The sequence below is a fragment of the Polaromonas sp. P4_F9 genome, from assembly GCF_056401235.1.
Genome location: NZ_JBFUJT010000020.1, coordinates 84,605 through 99,625, shown reverse-complemented (window position 1 = coordinate 99,625; position 15,021 = coordinate 84,605). Strand labels below are relative to the sequence as shown.

11 protein-coding genes are annotated in these 15,021 nt (G+C 63.5%); 5 read left to right on the top strand and 6 right to left on the bottom strand.

Annotation, left to right across the window (positions count from 1 at the left end; translation table 11 throughout):
- Both AC1DUB_RS18090 and polA read right to left on the bottom strand, forming a co-directional pair.
- A partial coding sequence (locus tag AC1DUB_RS18090) for a helix-turn-helix domain-containing protein (RefSeq protein ID WP_477730680.1) occupies positions 1-188 on the bottom strand: 188 nt, incomplete at its 3' end.
- A gap of 261 nt (positions 189-449) precedes the next feature.
- Positions 450-3,275 carry a DNA polymerase I gene (gene polA, locus AC1DUB_RS18085; RefSeq protein WP_477730679.1) on the bottom strand — a complete coding sequence of 942 codons (2,826 nt, stop codon included), beginning with the start codon at positions 3,273-3,275 and terminating at the stop codon, positions 450-452.
- A 157-nt stretch (positions 3,276-3,432) separates the two neighbouring features.
- On the opposite strand from polA, the gene AC1DUB_RS18080 reads away from it, so the two are divergent.
- The 4 genes from AC1DUB_RS18080 (at position 3,433) to AC1DUB_RS18065 (ending at position 8,215) form a co-directional block, all read left to right on the top strand.
- Positions 3,433-3,777 (top strand): hypothetical protein, encoded by a 345-nt coding sequence (locus AC1DUB_RS18080; RefSeq protein WP_477718689.1) that lies wholly within the window; start codon positions 3,433-3,435, stop codon positions 3,775-3,777.
- Between the two features lie 28 nt (positions 3,778-3,805).
- A complete protein-coding gene (locus tag AC1DUB_RS18075) occupies positions 3,806-4,756 on the top strand; it encodes a homoserine kinase (RefSeq protein ID WP_477730678.1) in 951 nt (316 codons plus the stop codon).
- A 204-nt stretch (positions 4,757-4,960) separates the two neighbouring features.
- Positions 4,961-5,770 carry a BPSS1780 family membrane protein gene (locus tag AC1DUB_RS18070; RefSeq protein ID WP_477718687.1) on the top strand — a complete coding sequence of 270 codons (810 nt, stop codon included), beginning with the start codon at positions 4,961-4,963 and terminating at the stop codon, positions 5,768-5,770.
- A gap of 213 nt (positions 5,771-5,983) precedes the next feature.
- Positions 5,984-8,215 carry a PhoX family protein gene (locus tag AC1DUB_RS18065; RefSeq protein WP_477730677.1) on the top strand — a complete coding sequence of 744 codons (2,232 nt, stop codon included), beginning with the start codon at positions 5,984-5,986 and terminating at the stop codon, positions 8,213-8,215.
- Between the two features lie 51 nt (positions 8,216-8,266).
- Here the strand turns inward: AC1DUB_RS18065 and AC1DUB_RS18060 are convergent, their stop codons facing one another.
- The 4 genes from AC1DUB_RS18060 to AC1DUB_RS18045 all read right to left on the bottom strand — a co-directional run bounded on the left by AC1DUB_RS18060 (position 8,267) and on the right by AC1DUB_RS18045 (position 13,693).
- Entirely contained in the window at positions 8,267-8,629 is a 363-nt protein-coding gene (locus AC1DUB_RS18060) for a hypothetical protein (RefSeq protein ID WP_477730676.1), read from the bottom strand.
- Between the two features lie 113 nt (positions 8,630-8,742).
- Positions 8,743-11,196 carry a UvrD-helicase domain-containing protein gene (locus AC1DUB_RS18055; protein WP_477730675.1) on the bottom strand — a complete coding sequence of 818 codons (2,454 nt, stop codon included), beginning with the start codon at positions 11,194-11,196 and terminating at the stop codon, positions 8,743-8,745.
- 54 nt (positions 11,197-11,250) lie between these two features.
- Positions 11,251-12,237 carry a Bug family tripartite tricarboxylate transporter substrate binding protein gene (locus tag AC1DUB_RS18050; RefSeq protein WP_477730674.1) on the bottom strand — a complete coding sequence of 329 codons (987 nt, stop codon included), beginning with the start codon at positions 12,235-12,237 and terminating at the stop codon, positions 11,251-11,253.
- 49 nt (positions 12,238-12,286) lie between these two features.
- Positions 12,287-13,693 (bottom strand): M20 family metallopeptidase, encoded by a 1,407-nt coding sequence (locus tag AC1DUB_RS18045; protein ID WP_477730673.1) that lies wholly within the window; start codon positions 13,691-13,693, stop codon positions 12,287-12,289.
- 123 nt (positions 13,694-13,816) lie between these two features.
- Between AC1DUB_RS18045 and AC1DUB_RS18040 the strand changes: the two genes are divergently transcribed.
- A complete protein-coding gene (locus AC1DUB_RS18040) occupies positions 13,817-14,731 on the top strand; it encodes a LysR family transcriptional regulator (protein ID WP_477730672.1) in 915 nt (304 codons plus the stop codon).
- The last annotated feature ends 290 nt before the right edge of the window (positions 14,732-15,021 follow it).

Genomic DNA, 15,021 nt, shown 5'->3' with positions numbered 1-15,021 from the left:
CTCTCAAAGCGCTTGCTCCACCGGTCAATGTAGCTGTCGCTGCAGTCCAGCTTGGCGCGAATCTCCGCCCAGGTGAGCCCATCGGCCAGCAGCAGAATCAACCGGGCATGGCGCGCCGAATCGGCTCGGGCGTTCCTCGCTGCAGCTTGCTGTTGAAGTTCCATGCGTTCGCTTTTGGTCAGTTTCATCGCAACCTCCATGGCTACAATGATACTTCCGTTTTAAACGTTACAGTCCACTAGTGTCAATACGGTTCCGTTAGCACGCCGCATGCAGTGCCGATCATCTCCTTCCCCCGCTGGGGGAAGGCCGGGATGGGGGCTCACGGCGTGGGCGTCGGGCCACCGTGCTGACTCGGTCGTCGCTGGCCCCCACCCCAACCCTCCCCCAGAAGGGGAGGGAGCTTCACGGGTCCTTGACTGAAACGTATTGGCGCTAGCGTAGCAGGCTCAGTGCGCCTTGTCCCAGTTCGGGCCGACTCCGATCTCGGCCAGCAGCGGTACCCTGAGGTCGGCCACGCCCGCCATGATGCGGGGGATCTCGACCCTCACCCATTCCACTTCTGCCTCGGGTACTTCAAACACCAGTTCATCGTGCACCTGCATGATCATTTTGGTAGAGCGCTTCTCGGCATCGAGCACCTCCTGCACCTTGACCATGCTGAGCTTGATCAGGTCGGCCGCGGTGCCCTGCATGGGCGCGTTGATGGCAGCGCGTTCTGCGCCACCCCGGCGCGGGCCGTTGGGTGAGTTGATCTCGGGCAAATACAGGCGCCGGCCGAACACGGTCTCCACATAGCCCTTGCTTTTGGCGGAGAGGCGCGTTTCATCCATGTAGTGCTTGACGCCGGGATAGCGCTGGAAATAGCGGTCAATGTAGGCGGCCGCCGCCTTGGTTTCAATGCCCAGGTTGCGCGCCAGGCCAAAACTGCTCATGCCGTAGATCAGGCCGAAGTTGATGACCTTGGCGTAGCGGCGCTGTTCGCTGCTCACCTGGTCCACCGCGACCCCAAACACCTCGGCCGCGGTGGCGCGGTGCACGTCAAGACCCTCGGTGAAGGCGCGCAGCAAGGCCTCGTCTTCGCTGAGGTGGGCCATGATGCGCAGTTCGATCTGCGAATAGTCGGCACTGGCGATCACGCTGCCGGCCGGTGCGACGAAGGCTTCGCGCACGCGGCGGCCCTCCACCGTTTTCACCGGAATATTCTGCAGGTTGGGGTCGTTGCTCGACAGGCGCCCGGTAACGGCAACCGCCTGCGCGTAATGCGTATGCACCCGGCCCGTCCTGGGATGCGCGAGCTGCGCCAGCTTGTCGGTGTAAGTGCCCTTGAGTTTGGAAAGCCCGCGGTGCTCCAGGATCTTGGCGGGCAAGGGATAGTCCTCCGCCAGCTTTTCCAGCACTTCCTCGTCGGTGCTTGGCGCGCCGCTCGGGGTTTTCTTGACGACGGGCAAGCCCAGTTTGCCGAAGAAGATTTCGCCGATCTGCTTGGGGCTGCCCAGGTTGAAGGGCTGGCCCGCCAGTTCGTGGGCTTCGGCTTCCAGCTGCACAATGCGCGCGCCCAGCTCACCGCTTTGCTTGGCCAGCGTGGGGGCGTCAATCAGCACGCCGTTGCGCTCGATGCGGTAAAGCGTTTCACTGCTCTTCATTTCGAGCTCATACACAAAGCGCAGTTTGTCGTTGGCCTGGATCTGGGGCCAGAGCACGCGGTGCACGTCCAGCGTCTGGTCGGAGTCCTCGCACGAGTATTCCGCGGCCTTGGCAATATCGACCTGGTTGAACTTGATCTGGTGCACGCCCTTGCCACACAGATCTTCGTAATTGATGCCGCTGCGCCCTACATGCCGCTCCGCCAGGCTGGCCAGGCCATGCGGCTTGTGCACTTCCAGCACATAGCTTTGCAGCATGGTGTCGTGCGCATAGCCCTGCACTTCGATGCCGTGGTTGGCAAACACATGGCGGTCGTATTTGACGTGCTGGCCCAGCTTGGCTTTGGCCGGGTTTTCCAGCCAGGGCCTGAGGCGGGCCAGCACCTCGTCTCGCGGCAATTGCGCGGGCGCATCGGGGTAGTCGTGCGTCAGCGGAATGTAGGCAGCCTCGCCGGGTGTCACGCTGAAGCTGATGCCCACGATCTGGGCCAGCATTTCGTCCAGCGAGGTGGTTTCGGTGTCCACCGCCACCAATTCTGCGGCTTCAATTTTGGCCAGCCAGCTGTCAAGCAACTCCCAGGTGAAGATGGTGTCGTACTTGAGATTGCTGGCCCGCCCGGCCAAAGGGACATCCGGCAGCGAGGGTTCGTCAAACAAGCCGGGCGAAGCCGAAGGACCCACGGAGCCCGGCGATTTGGCATGCCGACCCTCGGGTCCGCCAATCAATTCGGGTGGCGTACTTTCGGTGTCGATTTGCCTGACCAGCCCCTTGAAGCCGTATTTCTCGTAAAAAGCCTTCAAGGCCTCCGTCTGCTGCCCACCGATGGCTATTGATTCCAGAGCGGGCAGGCCATCGATGTAGTCGATCAGGTCGCAGTCTTTCTTGATGGTCAGAAGCTCCCGGCCTTTGGGTAGCCATTCCAGCGAGAGACGCAGGTTGTCGCCGACCACGCCCTTGATTTCGCCGGCACGCGCCACCAGGGCATCGAGCGAGCCGTATTCCAGCAGCCACTTCACCGCCGTTTTGGGGCCAACCTTGGGCACGCCGGGCACGTTGTCCACGGCATCGCCAACCAGTGCCTGGTAGTCCACCATCAGGCGCGGCGGCACGCCGAATTCGGCTTCGACCCCGGCCAGGTCGCGCCGGCGGTCATTCATGGTGTCGATGACGGTGATGTTTTCATCGACCAGCTGGCTCAGGTCCTTGTCGCCGCTGGAAATGATGACTTCAATGCCCTGCTTCGAAGCCAGGCAGGCCAGCGTGCCAATCACGTCATCGGCCTCCACGCCTGGAACGTCCAGCACTTTCCAGCCCAGCAGCCGCACCACTTCATGGATAGGCTCCACCTGGCTGCGCAGGTCGTCGGGCATGGGTGAGCGCTGGGCCTTGTACTGCGGGTAAAGCGCATCGCGAAAGGTCGGGCCCTTGGCGTCAAACACGCAGGCGGCGTAGTCGGCGCGCACGTCCTTGCGCAGCTTCTGCATCATGTTGATCATGCCGCGGATGGCGCCCGTGGCCGGGCTGGTTGGATCGCCCGGGTTGGCGCGCAAGTCGGGCATGGCATGGAAGGCGCGGTACAGGTAGCTGGAGCCGTCCACCAGCAGCAGTGTTTTTTTGTCAGAACTCATAGGGCCTGATTGTCAGGGATATCGGCAGAGGCCTCCATCAAACACAAACGGCGCCTGGCGCCTTCTTTCACACTGGATTTCCGCCTACGTCGCAAGCCACCTTTTTACGACACTCAAGGCCTTTGTAAACACGTCCCCGCAAGCCTACAATACAAGTATGAAACACGTTTTTAGCCCCCTTCTTGCCGCTGTGCTCACAGCGCTGCCGCTGGCTGCAGCTGTGGCGCAAACGCAGGCACCTGCGGCCGCAGAGAAAAAAGAGGCGGCACCAGCGCGCACCGGACGCCCGGACAAAGCCATCAAACGCATCCATACCGAAGATGCCGGCACGCGCATCGATGAGTTACGGGTAGGCGGCGAGACCCAGCAAATCGTCGTCCAACCCAAAACCGGTGGTCCTGCCTACGAGGTCAAGCCGGCAGAAGGCGCAAGGGGCGCCGCACCGGCAGCAGCCAGCGGCGACACCAACGGTTCGCGCGTCTGGAACGTGCTCAAGTTTTAATTTTTTAGCTCAGGGTTCAGTTTCAGGCATGGCCGTTTTTACCGAGGTCTCGTTTGACGAGGCCGCAGCGTTCTTGAACGCCTTGAATTTGGGGCAACTGCAGAGCATCAAGGGCGCTGCAGGCGGCATCGAAAACACCAACTACTTTGTAGACACCGATCAGGGCCATTACGTGCTGACGCTGTTCGAGCGCCTGACGTTCGAACAACTGCCGTATTACCTGCACCTGATGAAACACCTGGCGGCACATGGCATTCCGGTGCCCGATCCGGCCGAAAACGGCAAGGGTGAGATCCTCCACCGGCTCAAGGGCAAGCCGACTGCCGTGGTCAACAAGCTGCGTGGCCACAGCGAACTCGCCCCCACACCCGCGCACTGCGCTGCCGTAGGCGAGATGCTGGCCCGCATGCACTTGGCCGGGCTGGACTACCCGCGCCAGCAGCCCAACCTGCGCGGCCTCGCCTGGTGGAACGAAACTGTGCCCGTGGTGCTGCAGCACCTCACGCCCGAGCAACGCAGCCTGATCCTGGGTGAATTGGCTTACCAGAACCATGTCGCCGCCTCATCGGCCTGCCGCAGCCTGCCGCGGGGCGCGGTGCACGCCGACCTGTTTCGTGACAACGTCATGTTTGAGGACGGCAAGCTCACCGGGTTTTTTGATTTTTATTTTGCCGGCTGCGATACCTTTTTGTTTGATATCGGGGTTTGTCTCAATGACTGGTGCATTGATCTGGACAGCGGTGCACAAGACAGCGCGCGTGCCGATGCTTTCGTGGCCGCCTACCAGAGCGTGCGCCGCCTGACTGCGCAGGAGCGCACCTTGCTGCCGGCCATGCAACGCGCCGGGGCGCTGCGCTTCTGGATCTCGCGACTGTGGGACTTTCATTTGCCGCGGGAGGCAGCCGTGCTCAAGGCGCACGACCCGGGCCATTTCGAGCGTGTGCTGCGCCAGCGGCTCACAGACCCGTACGCCCTTTAAGCCCAACCTTTAACCTTAACCCCAACAAGCCGCGGCTCCCCGCCGGAGGGGCAACTCCGGGCGTGGCGGCCCGACTTTGAGGCAAACTGTGCCTTTGCAGCGTCCAATTTATGCGTCATCCGGCGTTGTCGCAGATCTTGAACAGGTTTGCCCTGTCCCCTGCCCCCTTTTCCATCCTATTTTCGGCCCGTCCCTGTCAACACCATGAAACTCAATATTGTTCCCGCGCGTACCGGCGTCACCTGGGTCAAGCTCGGCATCAAAACCTTCATGAAGCAGCCCCTGGCGATGTCGGGCCTGTTTTTCATGTTCATGGCCATGCTCTCGCTGGCGACACTGGTGCCCTTCATTGGCGCGGCGCTGGCACTCGCCTTGCTGCCCGCCGCCACGCTGGGCCTGATGGCCGCTACGCAAGAGGCCACCAAGGGCAAATTTCCGATGCCGTCGATTCTGATCAGCGCCTTTCGTGCCGGCCAGCAGCGCATGCGCGCCATGATGGTGCTGGGCGGGCTGTACGCGGCAGGGTTTTTGACGCTGATGGGAATCTCGGCGCTGTTCGATGGCGGAGAATTTGCCAGGCTGTATCTCGTGGGCGGCAAGATCACCGAAGAGCTGTTGCTGCAGCGCGGTTTCCAGACGGCCATGTGGGTGGCGCTGGGCCTTTACCTGCCGCTGTCACTGCTGTTCTGGCATGCTCCGGCGCTGGTGCACTGGCATGGCGTGACGCCGGTCAAAAGCCTGTTTTTCAGTTTCATGGCCTGCTACAAAAATCTGGGTGCGCTCACGGTATTTGGTTTCGCGTGGACCGGTGTGTTTCTGTTTGCGGCCCTGCTGGTTTCATTGATTGCCAGCGTGCTGGGCAACCCCACGCTCGCAACGGTCGTGATGTTTCCCGTAGCGCTGGTCATCGTGGCGATGTTTTTCACCTCGATTTACTTCACCTTCCGGGACAGCTTCCTGGCCACGCCCGAACTACCCACCGACTCCGGTGACCAGCCAGCCGACCGATCCTGAGCGCGGACTGAACATCGCAGAAGCAACCGGCCGGGCATTCACAGGCGAGGCTCATACGCGAGGCTGATCCCCGCATATCCCCATACCCCTCCTATCCCGGCAAGCCTGGGGGGAGCGGGCGTCACGGAATTGTCACCTTTGTTTCACACAATGCGTGAACCGGCAACGCGATCCCGTTGCCAGTTTCAATGCAATGTCACACGAAAGCTGCCAATGTCCAAGCCAACCCACACCGATAGCGCCTATATCGACCCTGATGACCTGAACAACAATACGTCGAACAATCCGTCTTTCGAAACGGTTCTGGATGCCCGCCTGAGCCGCCGCTCGGTGTTGCGGGGCTCGGTAGGCACCGCTGCCGCCGCCGTCTTTGGCAGCCTGGCCGCGTCGGCCGTAGGTCTCGGCGAGGAGGCTGTCGCCGCACCCCATGAAAAGCTGCTGGGTTTCAAGGAAGTGGCCAAAGGCCTGGCCGACATGGTGGTGGTGCCGCCCGGCTATACCACCAGCGTGCTCTACGCGTTGGGCGACCCCCTGACGGCGTCCACACCCGCCTACAAAAACGACGGCACCGACAGCGACTATGAAAACCGTGCGGGCGACCACCACGACGGCATGGAGTGGTTCGGGCTGGACAACAACGGCCGACCATCAAACAGCGCCAACAGCCGCGGCCTGCTGGCGATGAACCACGAAGCGACAACCGACGAAAAACTCTCGTCCTTCTTCCTGCATGCCAACGGCGGCACCAGCAGCCTGCCGCGCCCGGCCAGCGAAGTCGAAAAAGAGCTTGCCATCCATGGTGTGGCCGTGGTCGAAGTCCGCCGCAAGGGCGCCAAGTGGGAATATCTCAAAGACTCCGCCTTCAACACACGCCTGACACCGCTGAGCGAGATCGAGATTGCCGGGCCAGCACGCGGCAACCCGCTGATGGTCACCAGGTTCTCGCCCAACGGCACCAAAACCCGCGGCACGCTGAACAACTGCGGTACCGGCAAAACGCCCTGGGGCACCTTTTTGACTGGCGAGGAAAACTGGGCCGGCTACTTCACGCGCCCCAAGGGCGATGACGCAGCCCGCGAAGGCAACAAAAGCGTGACCGCACTGGTACGCTACGGCCGCGCTGAAGGCGCCAGCACGCGCCACGGCTGGGAAACCGCCGGCAAGGACGACCGGTTCGCGCGCTGGATCAACGCCAAAACCGGCACCTCGGCCACTGGCAGCGACGACTACCGCAACGAGCTCAACGGCATGGGCTACATCGTTGAGATGGACGCCTACAACAAAACAAAACCCGCCAAAAAACGCACTGGACTTGGCCGTTTCGCCCATGAAAGCGCGGCGTTCGGCAAGGTGGTTCCTGGCCAGCCGCTGGCCGTGTACCAGGGCGATGATTCACGCAACGAGTACATCTACAAGTGGGTGTCTGCCGCCAAATGGGATGCAGCCGATGCCAACCCGGCCGACCGCCTGGCCGCCGGCGACAAGTACCTCGACAACGGCAAGCTCTACGCGGCCAAATTCAATGCGGACGGCACCGGCCAGTGGCTGGAGCTTTCGCAAACCAACCCCGCCGTGGCCGGCTATGCCAAATACCCGTTCGCCGATCAGGCCGACATCGCCGTGAACACGCGTCTGGCGGGCGATGCCGTGGGCGCCACCAAAATGGACCGCCCCGAATGGTGCTCGGTCAACCCGGCCAATGGTGAAATTTATTACTCGCTGACCAACAACAGCAACCGCCGTGTCGAGCCCAGTGGCTCGTCGCAGCTGGCACCCGACAGCGCCAACCCGCGCGCCTATTCCGACATCAGGGGCACAGCGACGGTGCAAACCGGCAATCCCAATGGCCACATCCTGCGCATGAAAGAAGGCGCCGCCGGTTCGGCTGCGACCAGCTTCACCTGGGACGTGTATCTTTTCGGCGCCGAAGCCAGTGCAGCACCCGGCTCCGTGAACCTGTCGAAATTGACGGGCGAGCAGGACTTTTCGAGCCCCGACGGCCTGGCCTTCAGCCCCAGCACGGGCATATGCTGGATCCAGACCGATGACAGCGCCTACACCGATGTCACCAACTGCATGATGCTGGCCGGCCTGCCGGGTCAGGTGGGCGACGGCCGCAAGGTCACCCTGAGCTACCCGCGCGCTGATGGTGGCGCGCTCGCGGTTGACACCTATGTCGGCAAGGCGCCGACGCCCGACAAGCTCAAGCGCTTTCTGGTGGGGCCAGTGGGTTGCGAGATCACGGGGCTGGCCGAAACACCGGACGGCAAAACCCTGTTTGTGAACATCCAGCACCCGGGCGAAACCACCGCACAGGCCAACATCGGCGACCCGGCCAAATACACCAGCCAGTGGCCGGCCAATGTGGGTTACGGGACTGGCAAACGCCCGCGCTCGGCCACGATCGTGATCACGAAAAACGACGGTGGGCGTATCGGCAGCTGACACGCCAGCGTCTGGCCCGGAACAGGGCCAGGCGCGGGAGCGCGGCGGCGCTCAATTCGCGTAACGTACTTCGAGGATTTCGTACTCAATGGCCTGGTTGTATGTTTTGGCGTCATGCATGGCCAGGTACAGCAGGATTTTGGCGGCGTGGGACTTGATGACACGATGCAGCAGGGCGCCGACGATGACCAGCGGAAGCCCCGCCCAAAGATAACCCCACAGGCTCAGCGCCGTTCCAATGCCCAGGAGGGGCAGTGCGATACCCACGACAAACAGCCGATGCTTGACGTACTTCTGCGCGCGCTCCGGATTCACGATCAAGCGGAAACGCCCCATGGGCACGCCGGCGCAAAACTCCTGATGCGGCACGTAAATCGGGGAAGAGGTGTCAGCGGACGGTTCGGGCTCGTTCATGTGTTCTCGCGGGCGGCTTGATCCCGGGGATGCTGGGTATGCTGGGGGTGCAGGCACTGCCTGAGGACGGCATCAGGACTGCATCATGGGTTTGACCTATCTTAACCACGGTCCTAAACCACCGTCAGCTTGGCCACACTCAGTGCCAGCCATTTCACGCCATGCCGGGTGAAATTGATCTGCGCCCGCGCATCGTCACCACTGCCTTCGAGCATCAGCACCTTGCCCTCGCCAAACTTGGCGTGAAACACCTGCATGCCGCCTTTAAGCCCATGCGAAGGCGCGTTGCGCTGCGGCGGCACCGGTGGATTGGCAAAGCGCTCGGATGAACCGGACTTTGAAGAAAAAACGTTGCTGGCCCAGTCGCCACGGGTGCCACTAGCTCCAGAATTATGAGCACCGCCCCACCCACCGGATCCCATGCCCAGGCCGGATGCAAAGCCCTGGTTTTTGGGCGTGATCCATTTGAGCGCCGCTTCCGGCAGCTCGTCAAAGAACCGGCTTTTCAGGTGGTAGCGCGTCTGGCCGTGCAACATGCGGGTCTGCGAATGACTGAGGTAGAGGCGCTTGCGCGCGCGCGTGATAGCCACGTACATCAGGCGGCGCTCTTCCTCCAGGCCATCGTGGTCGCTCATGGAATTTTCATGCGGGAACAGGCCCTCTTCCATGCCGGTGATGAAGACGCAATCAAACTCCAGCCCTTTGGACGAGTGCACCGTCATCAGCTGCACGGCATCCTGGCCGGCCTGCGCCTGGTTGTCGCCGGACTCCAGCGCGGCGTGCGTGAGAAAGGCTGCCAGCGGCGACAGGGTTTCACCGGTTTCGGTGTCGGGCGCCAGCAATTCCGGCAAGGGCTCACTCAGCAGCGCTGCAGAAGGATCGAGACCCTGGCTGGCTGGCGACTGGTCCAGGGCCAGGTTCGCGCGCGAACCCAGTTCGTCTACCGGCAAGGCCACGGCATCGCGGCCAAAGCCTTCCTGGCTGACGAAGGACTCGGCGGCGTTGACCAGTTCGGCCAGGTTCTCCAGCCGGTCCTGGCCTTCTTTTTCCAGCTTGTAATGCTCTTCCAGACCGCTGTGCTGCAGCACCAGCTCGATGATTTCGCGCAGGGTCAGGCCCGTGGTCTGCTCGCGCAGCACATCGATCTTGGCGACAAAAGCACCCAGGTTGGCACCGGCCTTGCCAGTCACCGCACTGACACCGTCATGCAGCGAGCAACCCGAGGCGCGCGAAATGTCCTGCAACTGCTCAATGCTGCGCGCACCAATGCCACGCGGCGGAAAGTTGACCACGCGCAAAAAACTGGTGTCGTCGTGCGGGTTCTCCAGCAGGCGCAGGTAGGCCAGCGCATGCTTGATCTCGGCGCGCTCGAAAAAGCGCAGGCCGCCATACACGCGGTAAGGCACGCCGGCATTGAACAACGCGGTTTCCATCACCCGGCTTTGCGCATTGCTGCGGTACAGCAGCGCGATCTCCTTACGCTCGGCGCCGTCTCGCACCAGCTGCTTCACTTCGTCGACAAACCACTGGGCCTCGGCAAAATCAGAGGTGGCTTCATACACCCGCACCGGCTCGCCCGGGCCGGCCTCGGTGCGCAGGTTCTTGCCCAGGCGCTTGCTGTTGTGGCTGATCAGCTCGTTGGCCGAATCCAGGATGTTGCCGAAGCTGCGGTAGTTGCGCTCCAGCTTGATCTGGTGCTGCACATCGAATTCGCGCACGAAGTCGGTCATGTTGCCCACACGCGCACCGCGAAAGGCGTAGATGCTCTGGTCGTCGTCACCCACCGCTACCACCGAGCCGCCCGGCATCGCGGCGGCGCCCTGCGTGGCTTCAGGGCCCTGGCCCGCCAGCATCTTGATCCAGGCGTATTGCAGCTTGTTGGTGTCCTGGAACTCATCGATCAGGATATGGCGAAAACGCCGCTGGTAGTGCTCGCGCACGGGGGCGTTGTCACGCAGCAGTTCATAGCTGCGCAGCATCAACTCGCCAAAATCCACCACGCCTTCGCGCTGGCACTGCTCTTCGTACAGCGCGTAGATCTCGACCTTCTTGCGGCCTTCCTCGTCACGCACCTGCACATCCTTGGCACGCAGGCCGTCTTCCTTGCAGCTGGCAATGAACCACGCCAACTGCTTGGGCGGAAAGCGCTCGTCGTCCACATTGAACTGCTTGCACAGCCGCTTGATGGCCGACAGCTGGTCTTGCGTGTCCAGAATCTGGAAACTCTGCGGCAGATTGGCTAGCTTGTAATGCGCCCGCAAAAACCGGTTGCACAGGCCATGGAAGGTGCCAATCCACATGCCGCGCACATTGACGGGCAGCATGGCAGACAGGCGGGCCAGCATTTCCTTGGCAGCCTTGTTGGTAAACGTCACGGCCAGAATACCGCCGGGCGACACCTGGCCGGTTTGCAGCAACCAGGCAATGCGGGTGGTCAGCACGCGGGTCTTGCCGGAGCCCGCCCCGGCGAGAATCAGGGCGTGCTCATTCGGCAGGGTGACAGCGGCATGTTGCTCGGGGTTGAGGTTGTGCAGCAGCGGGGAATCTCGTGTGACTTGTGGGAACATGGGTCCATTGTAGAAAACCGGCACCCACACCCCCTCCCCGCACCCGGGAAGGGGTTAATCCAGACTGATCTTGATCCGCTCCCCCAGTTCACGAAACCTGGCGATGTCGGTTTTCATGATCGCACGCAACGCGTCGGGGCCCAGGGCTACGGCTTCCAGCGACAACTGGGCGCATTTTTCCTTCACCTCCGGCATGGCCATGATTTCGCTGATTTCCCGCGTCAGCCGCTGGACCACCGCCACTGGCGTGCCCGCAGGGGCGGCGACGGCATAGAAACCATCAAAGCTGGCCTGCGGCAGGCGCAGTTCCTCCATGGCCGGCGTTTCGGGCAGGAACGCCGTGCGCTTGCCACTGGTCACCGCCAGCACGCGCAGCTTGCCGGCCTTGATCTGCGCACTGGCGGCCGAGAGGGTTTCCACGCCCACATCAATATCGCCGCGCATCAGGCCTATCAGGGCTTCGGCACTGCCCTTGTAGGGCACGGCCTCCAGTTCGACACCGGCGGCGTGGGCCAGCAGCTCCGCGGAAAGATGGGGCGCAGTCCCGGGCCCATAGGTGGAGTAGGTCAGCGATTTGGGCTTGGCCCTGGCTTGCGCGATGACGTCGGACAGGCGCTGGTAGGGCTTGGACGGCGCCGTGACCAGCACCAAGGGCGCATAGGTGACCAGCGCGATCGGGGCCAGGTCCTTGAGCAGATCGAAGGGCAGTTTGCTGCGCAAGCCCGGCACGACGGTGAAGCTGCTGGTGCCTGAGACCAGCAGCGTGTGGCCATCGGGAATGGACTTGGCCACCGCGTCCACACCGATGACGGTCGCCGCGCCCGGTTTGTTCTCGATGATGACGGCTTGCCCCAGGCGGGGCCCCAGGCGCTCCGCAATCAGGCGGGCCACGGCGTCGGTTGCGCCGCCCGGCGGGAACGGCACGATCAGCTTGAGAGGCTTGCTTGGCCAGCTCTGGGCCAGGGCCAGCGGGCTCGCCAGGCTGGTCACCAGAGCGGCCAGGGCAGTGATCAGCGTTGCGCGGCGTGATGTCGATGTCATGCTGTTCTCTTTTCAGGTTAAAAAACTCAAGCGAGGGGCTCCGTGGGGCTCATGGGGCACGCGCGCTGCGCTGCCAGGGCAGGCCCGGCTCGCCCAGGTCCCAGTACAGTCCAGCCATGATGCGCAGGCCTTCGCTGGCGACGGACGCCAGCAGGTGCTCGTTGGGCGCGTGCTGGGCACAGGCCGGGTAGGAATGCGGCACCCACAGCGTGGGCAGGCCCAGCACATCGGCAAACACGTCGTTGGGGAGCGAGCCGGCCAGATTCGGCAGCAGGGTGACGGGCTTGCCACTGCTGGCGGACATGGACTGCATGGCCCAGCCGACCCAGGGGTTGTCCAGATCCAGCCGCGTGGCGGGTGAATCGGCGGTAACGCTCACTTCCACGGCGTCAAAGCCGTGCGCGTCCAGATGGGCGCGCACGATGCTCTGCAACTGCTGCCACGGCGTACCCGGCACAAAGCGCAGCTGGCAGTGCGCCACGGCATGAGGTGGAATTGCATTGATGGGGCGCTCAGCCGAGCCAGCCCCCAGCGCCAGCACTTCCAGCGTGTTCCAGCCAACCAGGCGTTCAGCCGCCGTCAGGCCGGGCTCACCCCAGGCGGGATTGATCTGCGGGTCGTCCGTGCCGCCGCCGACTTGCACGTCGCGCAGCGCGCGCCGGATGTTGTCCGCCAGTGCCGGTGGGCGCAAACCCTCGACCTGGATACGCCCCCGTTCATCGACCATGGATGCGATGGCGTGCGCCAGCACGATGCCGGGGTTGGTCAGCACGCCGCCCCAGTTGCCCGAGTGGTAGGCGCGCTCGCGGCTTTGCAGGCGCAGCGAGAAATTGACCAGCCCGCGTGAGCCCAGGAACAAGGTGGGCTGCTGTGCCTGCACGCGCGGCCCGTCGCAGGCGATCAGCAGATCGGCACGCAGCAGCTCGCGTTCGCGCTCGCACAGCTCACGCAGGCCCGGACTGCCCGCCTCCTCGCCCATTTCCAGCAGCACCGTCACGTTGTAGCCCAGCCGGCCGCCACGCGCGGCCAGGGCGTGCTCCAGCGCTGCGAAGTTGATGGTGTGCTGGCCCTTGTTGTCTGCCGTGCCGCGGCCGTACCAGCGGTCGCCCTCCACGGTCAATTGCCACGGGCTCAGGCCCTCGCGCCAGTGCTTGTCCTGGCCGTTGACCACATCGCCATGCCCGTAGGTCAGCACGGTAGGCAGGTCTTGGCCCTCGACGCGGCGCGCCACCAGCAGCGGCCCGCCGGTAGCCACCGGGTTGGCCTTCACCTCGCAGTCAAAGCCCAGCCGGATCAGGGACGGCACGATGTCATCGCGCAAGTAGTCACCCAGGGCTGGGCCGGGCTGCCCGCCGTCGCTCTCCGTGCGCCAGGCCACGCGGCGGGCGAGGTCACGCTGGAAATTCCCGGCGTCAAACCAGGCGGAGGCAGATTCGAGCAATTGGTCGCGCGTCATGTTTTGGCATCCTTGGAGCATTGCCAAAAGTCTAATAAACTCAAAGAGGTTTCACAATTTGAGAATAAGCAACCCACCCTTGCGCTGGCGGCAATGCACGCAAGCCACACGGGAAGCCATACGATGTCCTTGTCATTGCTGGGCACAGCCACCCGCTACTTTCTGGAAGTCGCCCGTACCGGCTCGGTGACTCAGGCGGCTGAACAGCTGCATGTGGCGGTATCGGCCGTCAGCCGCCAGATCACCAAACTCGAAGGCAGCCTGGGCTGTGCCTTGTTCGAGCGCCAGGCCCGCGGCATGGCGCTCAGCGCTGCCGGGGAGCGGCTGGCCGCCTATGTGCGCACCACCATGCTCGACGCCGAACGCGTGGTCGACGAAGTCAAGGGGCTAGGCGGGCAACGCGCCAGCCGCATCCGCCTCGCCTGCACCGAGGGCCTGGCCTGCGGTTTCATGGCGGAGGTGATGTCTTCATTTCGCGCAGCGCATCCCGGCTGCGGCATTCACCTGCAGGTGGGCACGCCCGACGAGGTGAGCCGGCACCTGCTGCGCGGCGAGGTGGACCTGGGGATCAAGTTTTCCGTCGCCCCGGACAAGGGCCTGAAGATCGAACACAACCAGCCCGCGCCCATCATGGTGCTGGCGGCACCCGGCCATGCGCTGGCCCGGCGGCGCAGTGTGTCGGTGGCTGACATCGTGCGCCATCCGCTGGCCGTGCCCGAGGCCGGCACCACGGTGCGGCAAATGCTGAACCTGTGCTGCAGCCTCAAGGGCCTGCACTACCAGGTGGCTTACACCGGCAACTACCCCACCCTACTGGCGCTGGTCATGCAGGGCGAGGTGCTGACGCTCTCGGCCCTGGTCAGCGCCGCGCACGCCGTTCGGGCAGGTGAGCTGGTGGCCGTGCCGGTGAGCGAGCCGCAATTCCGCCAGCGCAGCCTGCAAGTGCTGACGCTGCAGGGGCAAACGCCCGGCATACTGGCCAGCGACTTCAAGGATCACCTGATAGCGACTGCGCTCAGGCTTGGCCAGGCTGCTTAAAGGGTGCAAGAACCTGTTTACGATCTAAACGGGGCCGCGCAAGCACCTTCTCGGGATGGGATGCAAGGCGCGGTGCGCCGCCCATAGCTCGGGCTATGGGCAAGCGCCGCAACGCCGCAGACCGCCCGAGAAGGCGCTTGCCCTTCGGGTTGGGGTGACGCAAACGCGGTCGCGTTTGCATCCCCATGGGGGCAGCCGCACGACGCACAGCCGGCCGGCTGTGCGGTCGGGCGATTGAGCCACCCAGGCCCATGCATGGGCATTAGCCCATGCGGCGGACCCGGGCGCCC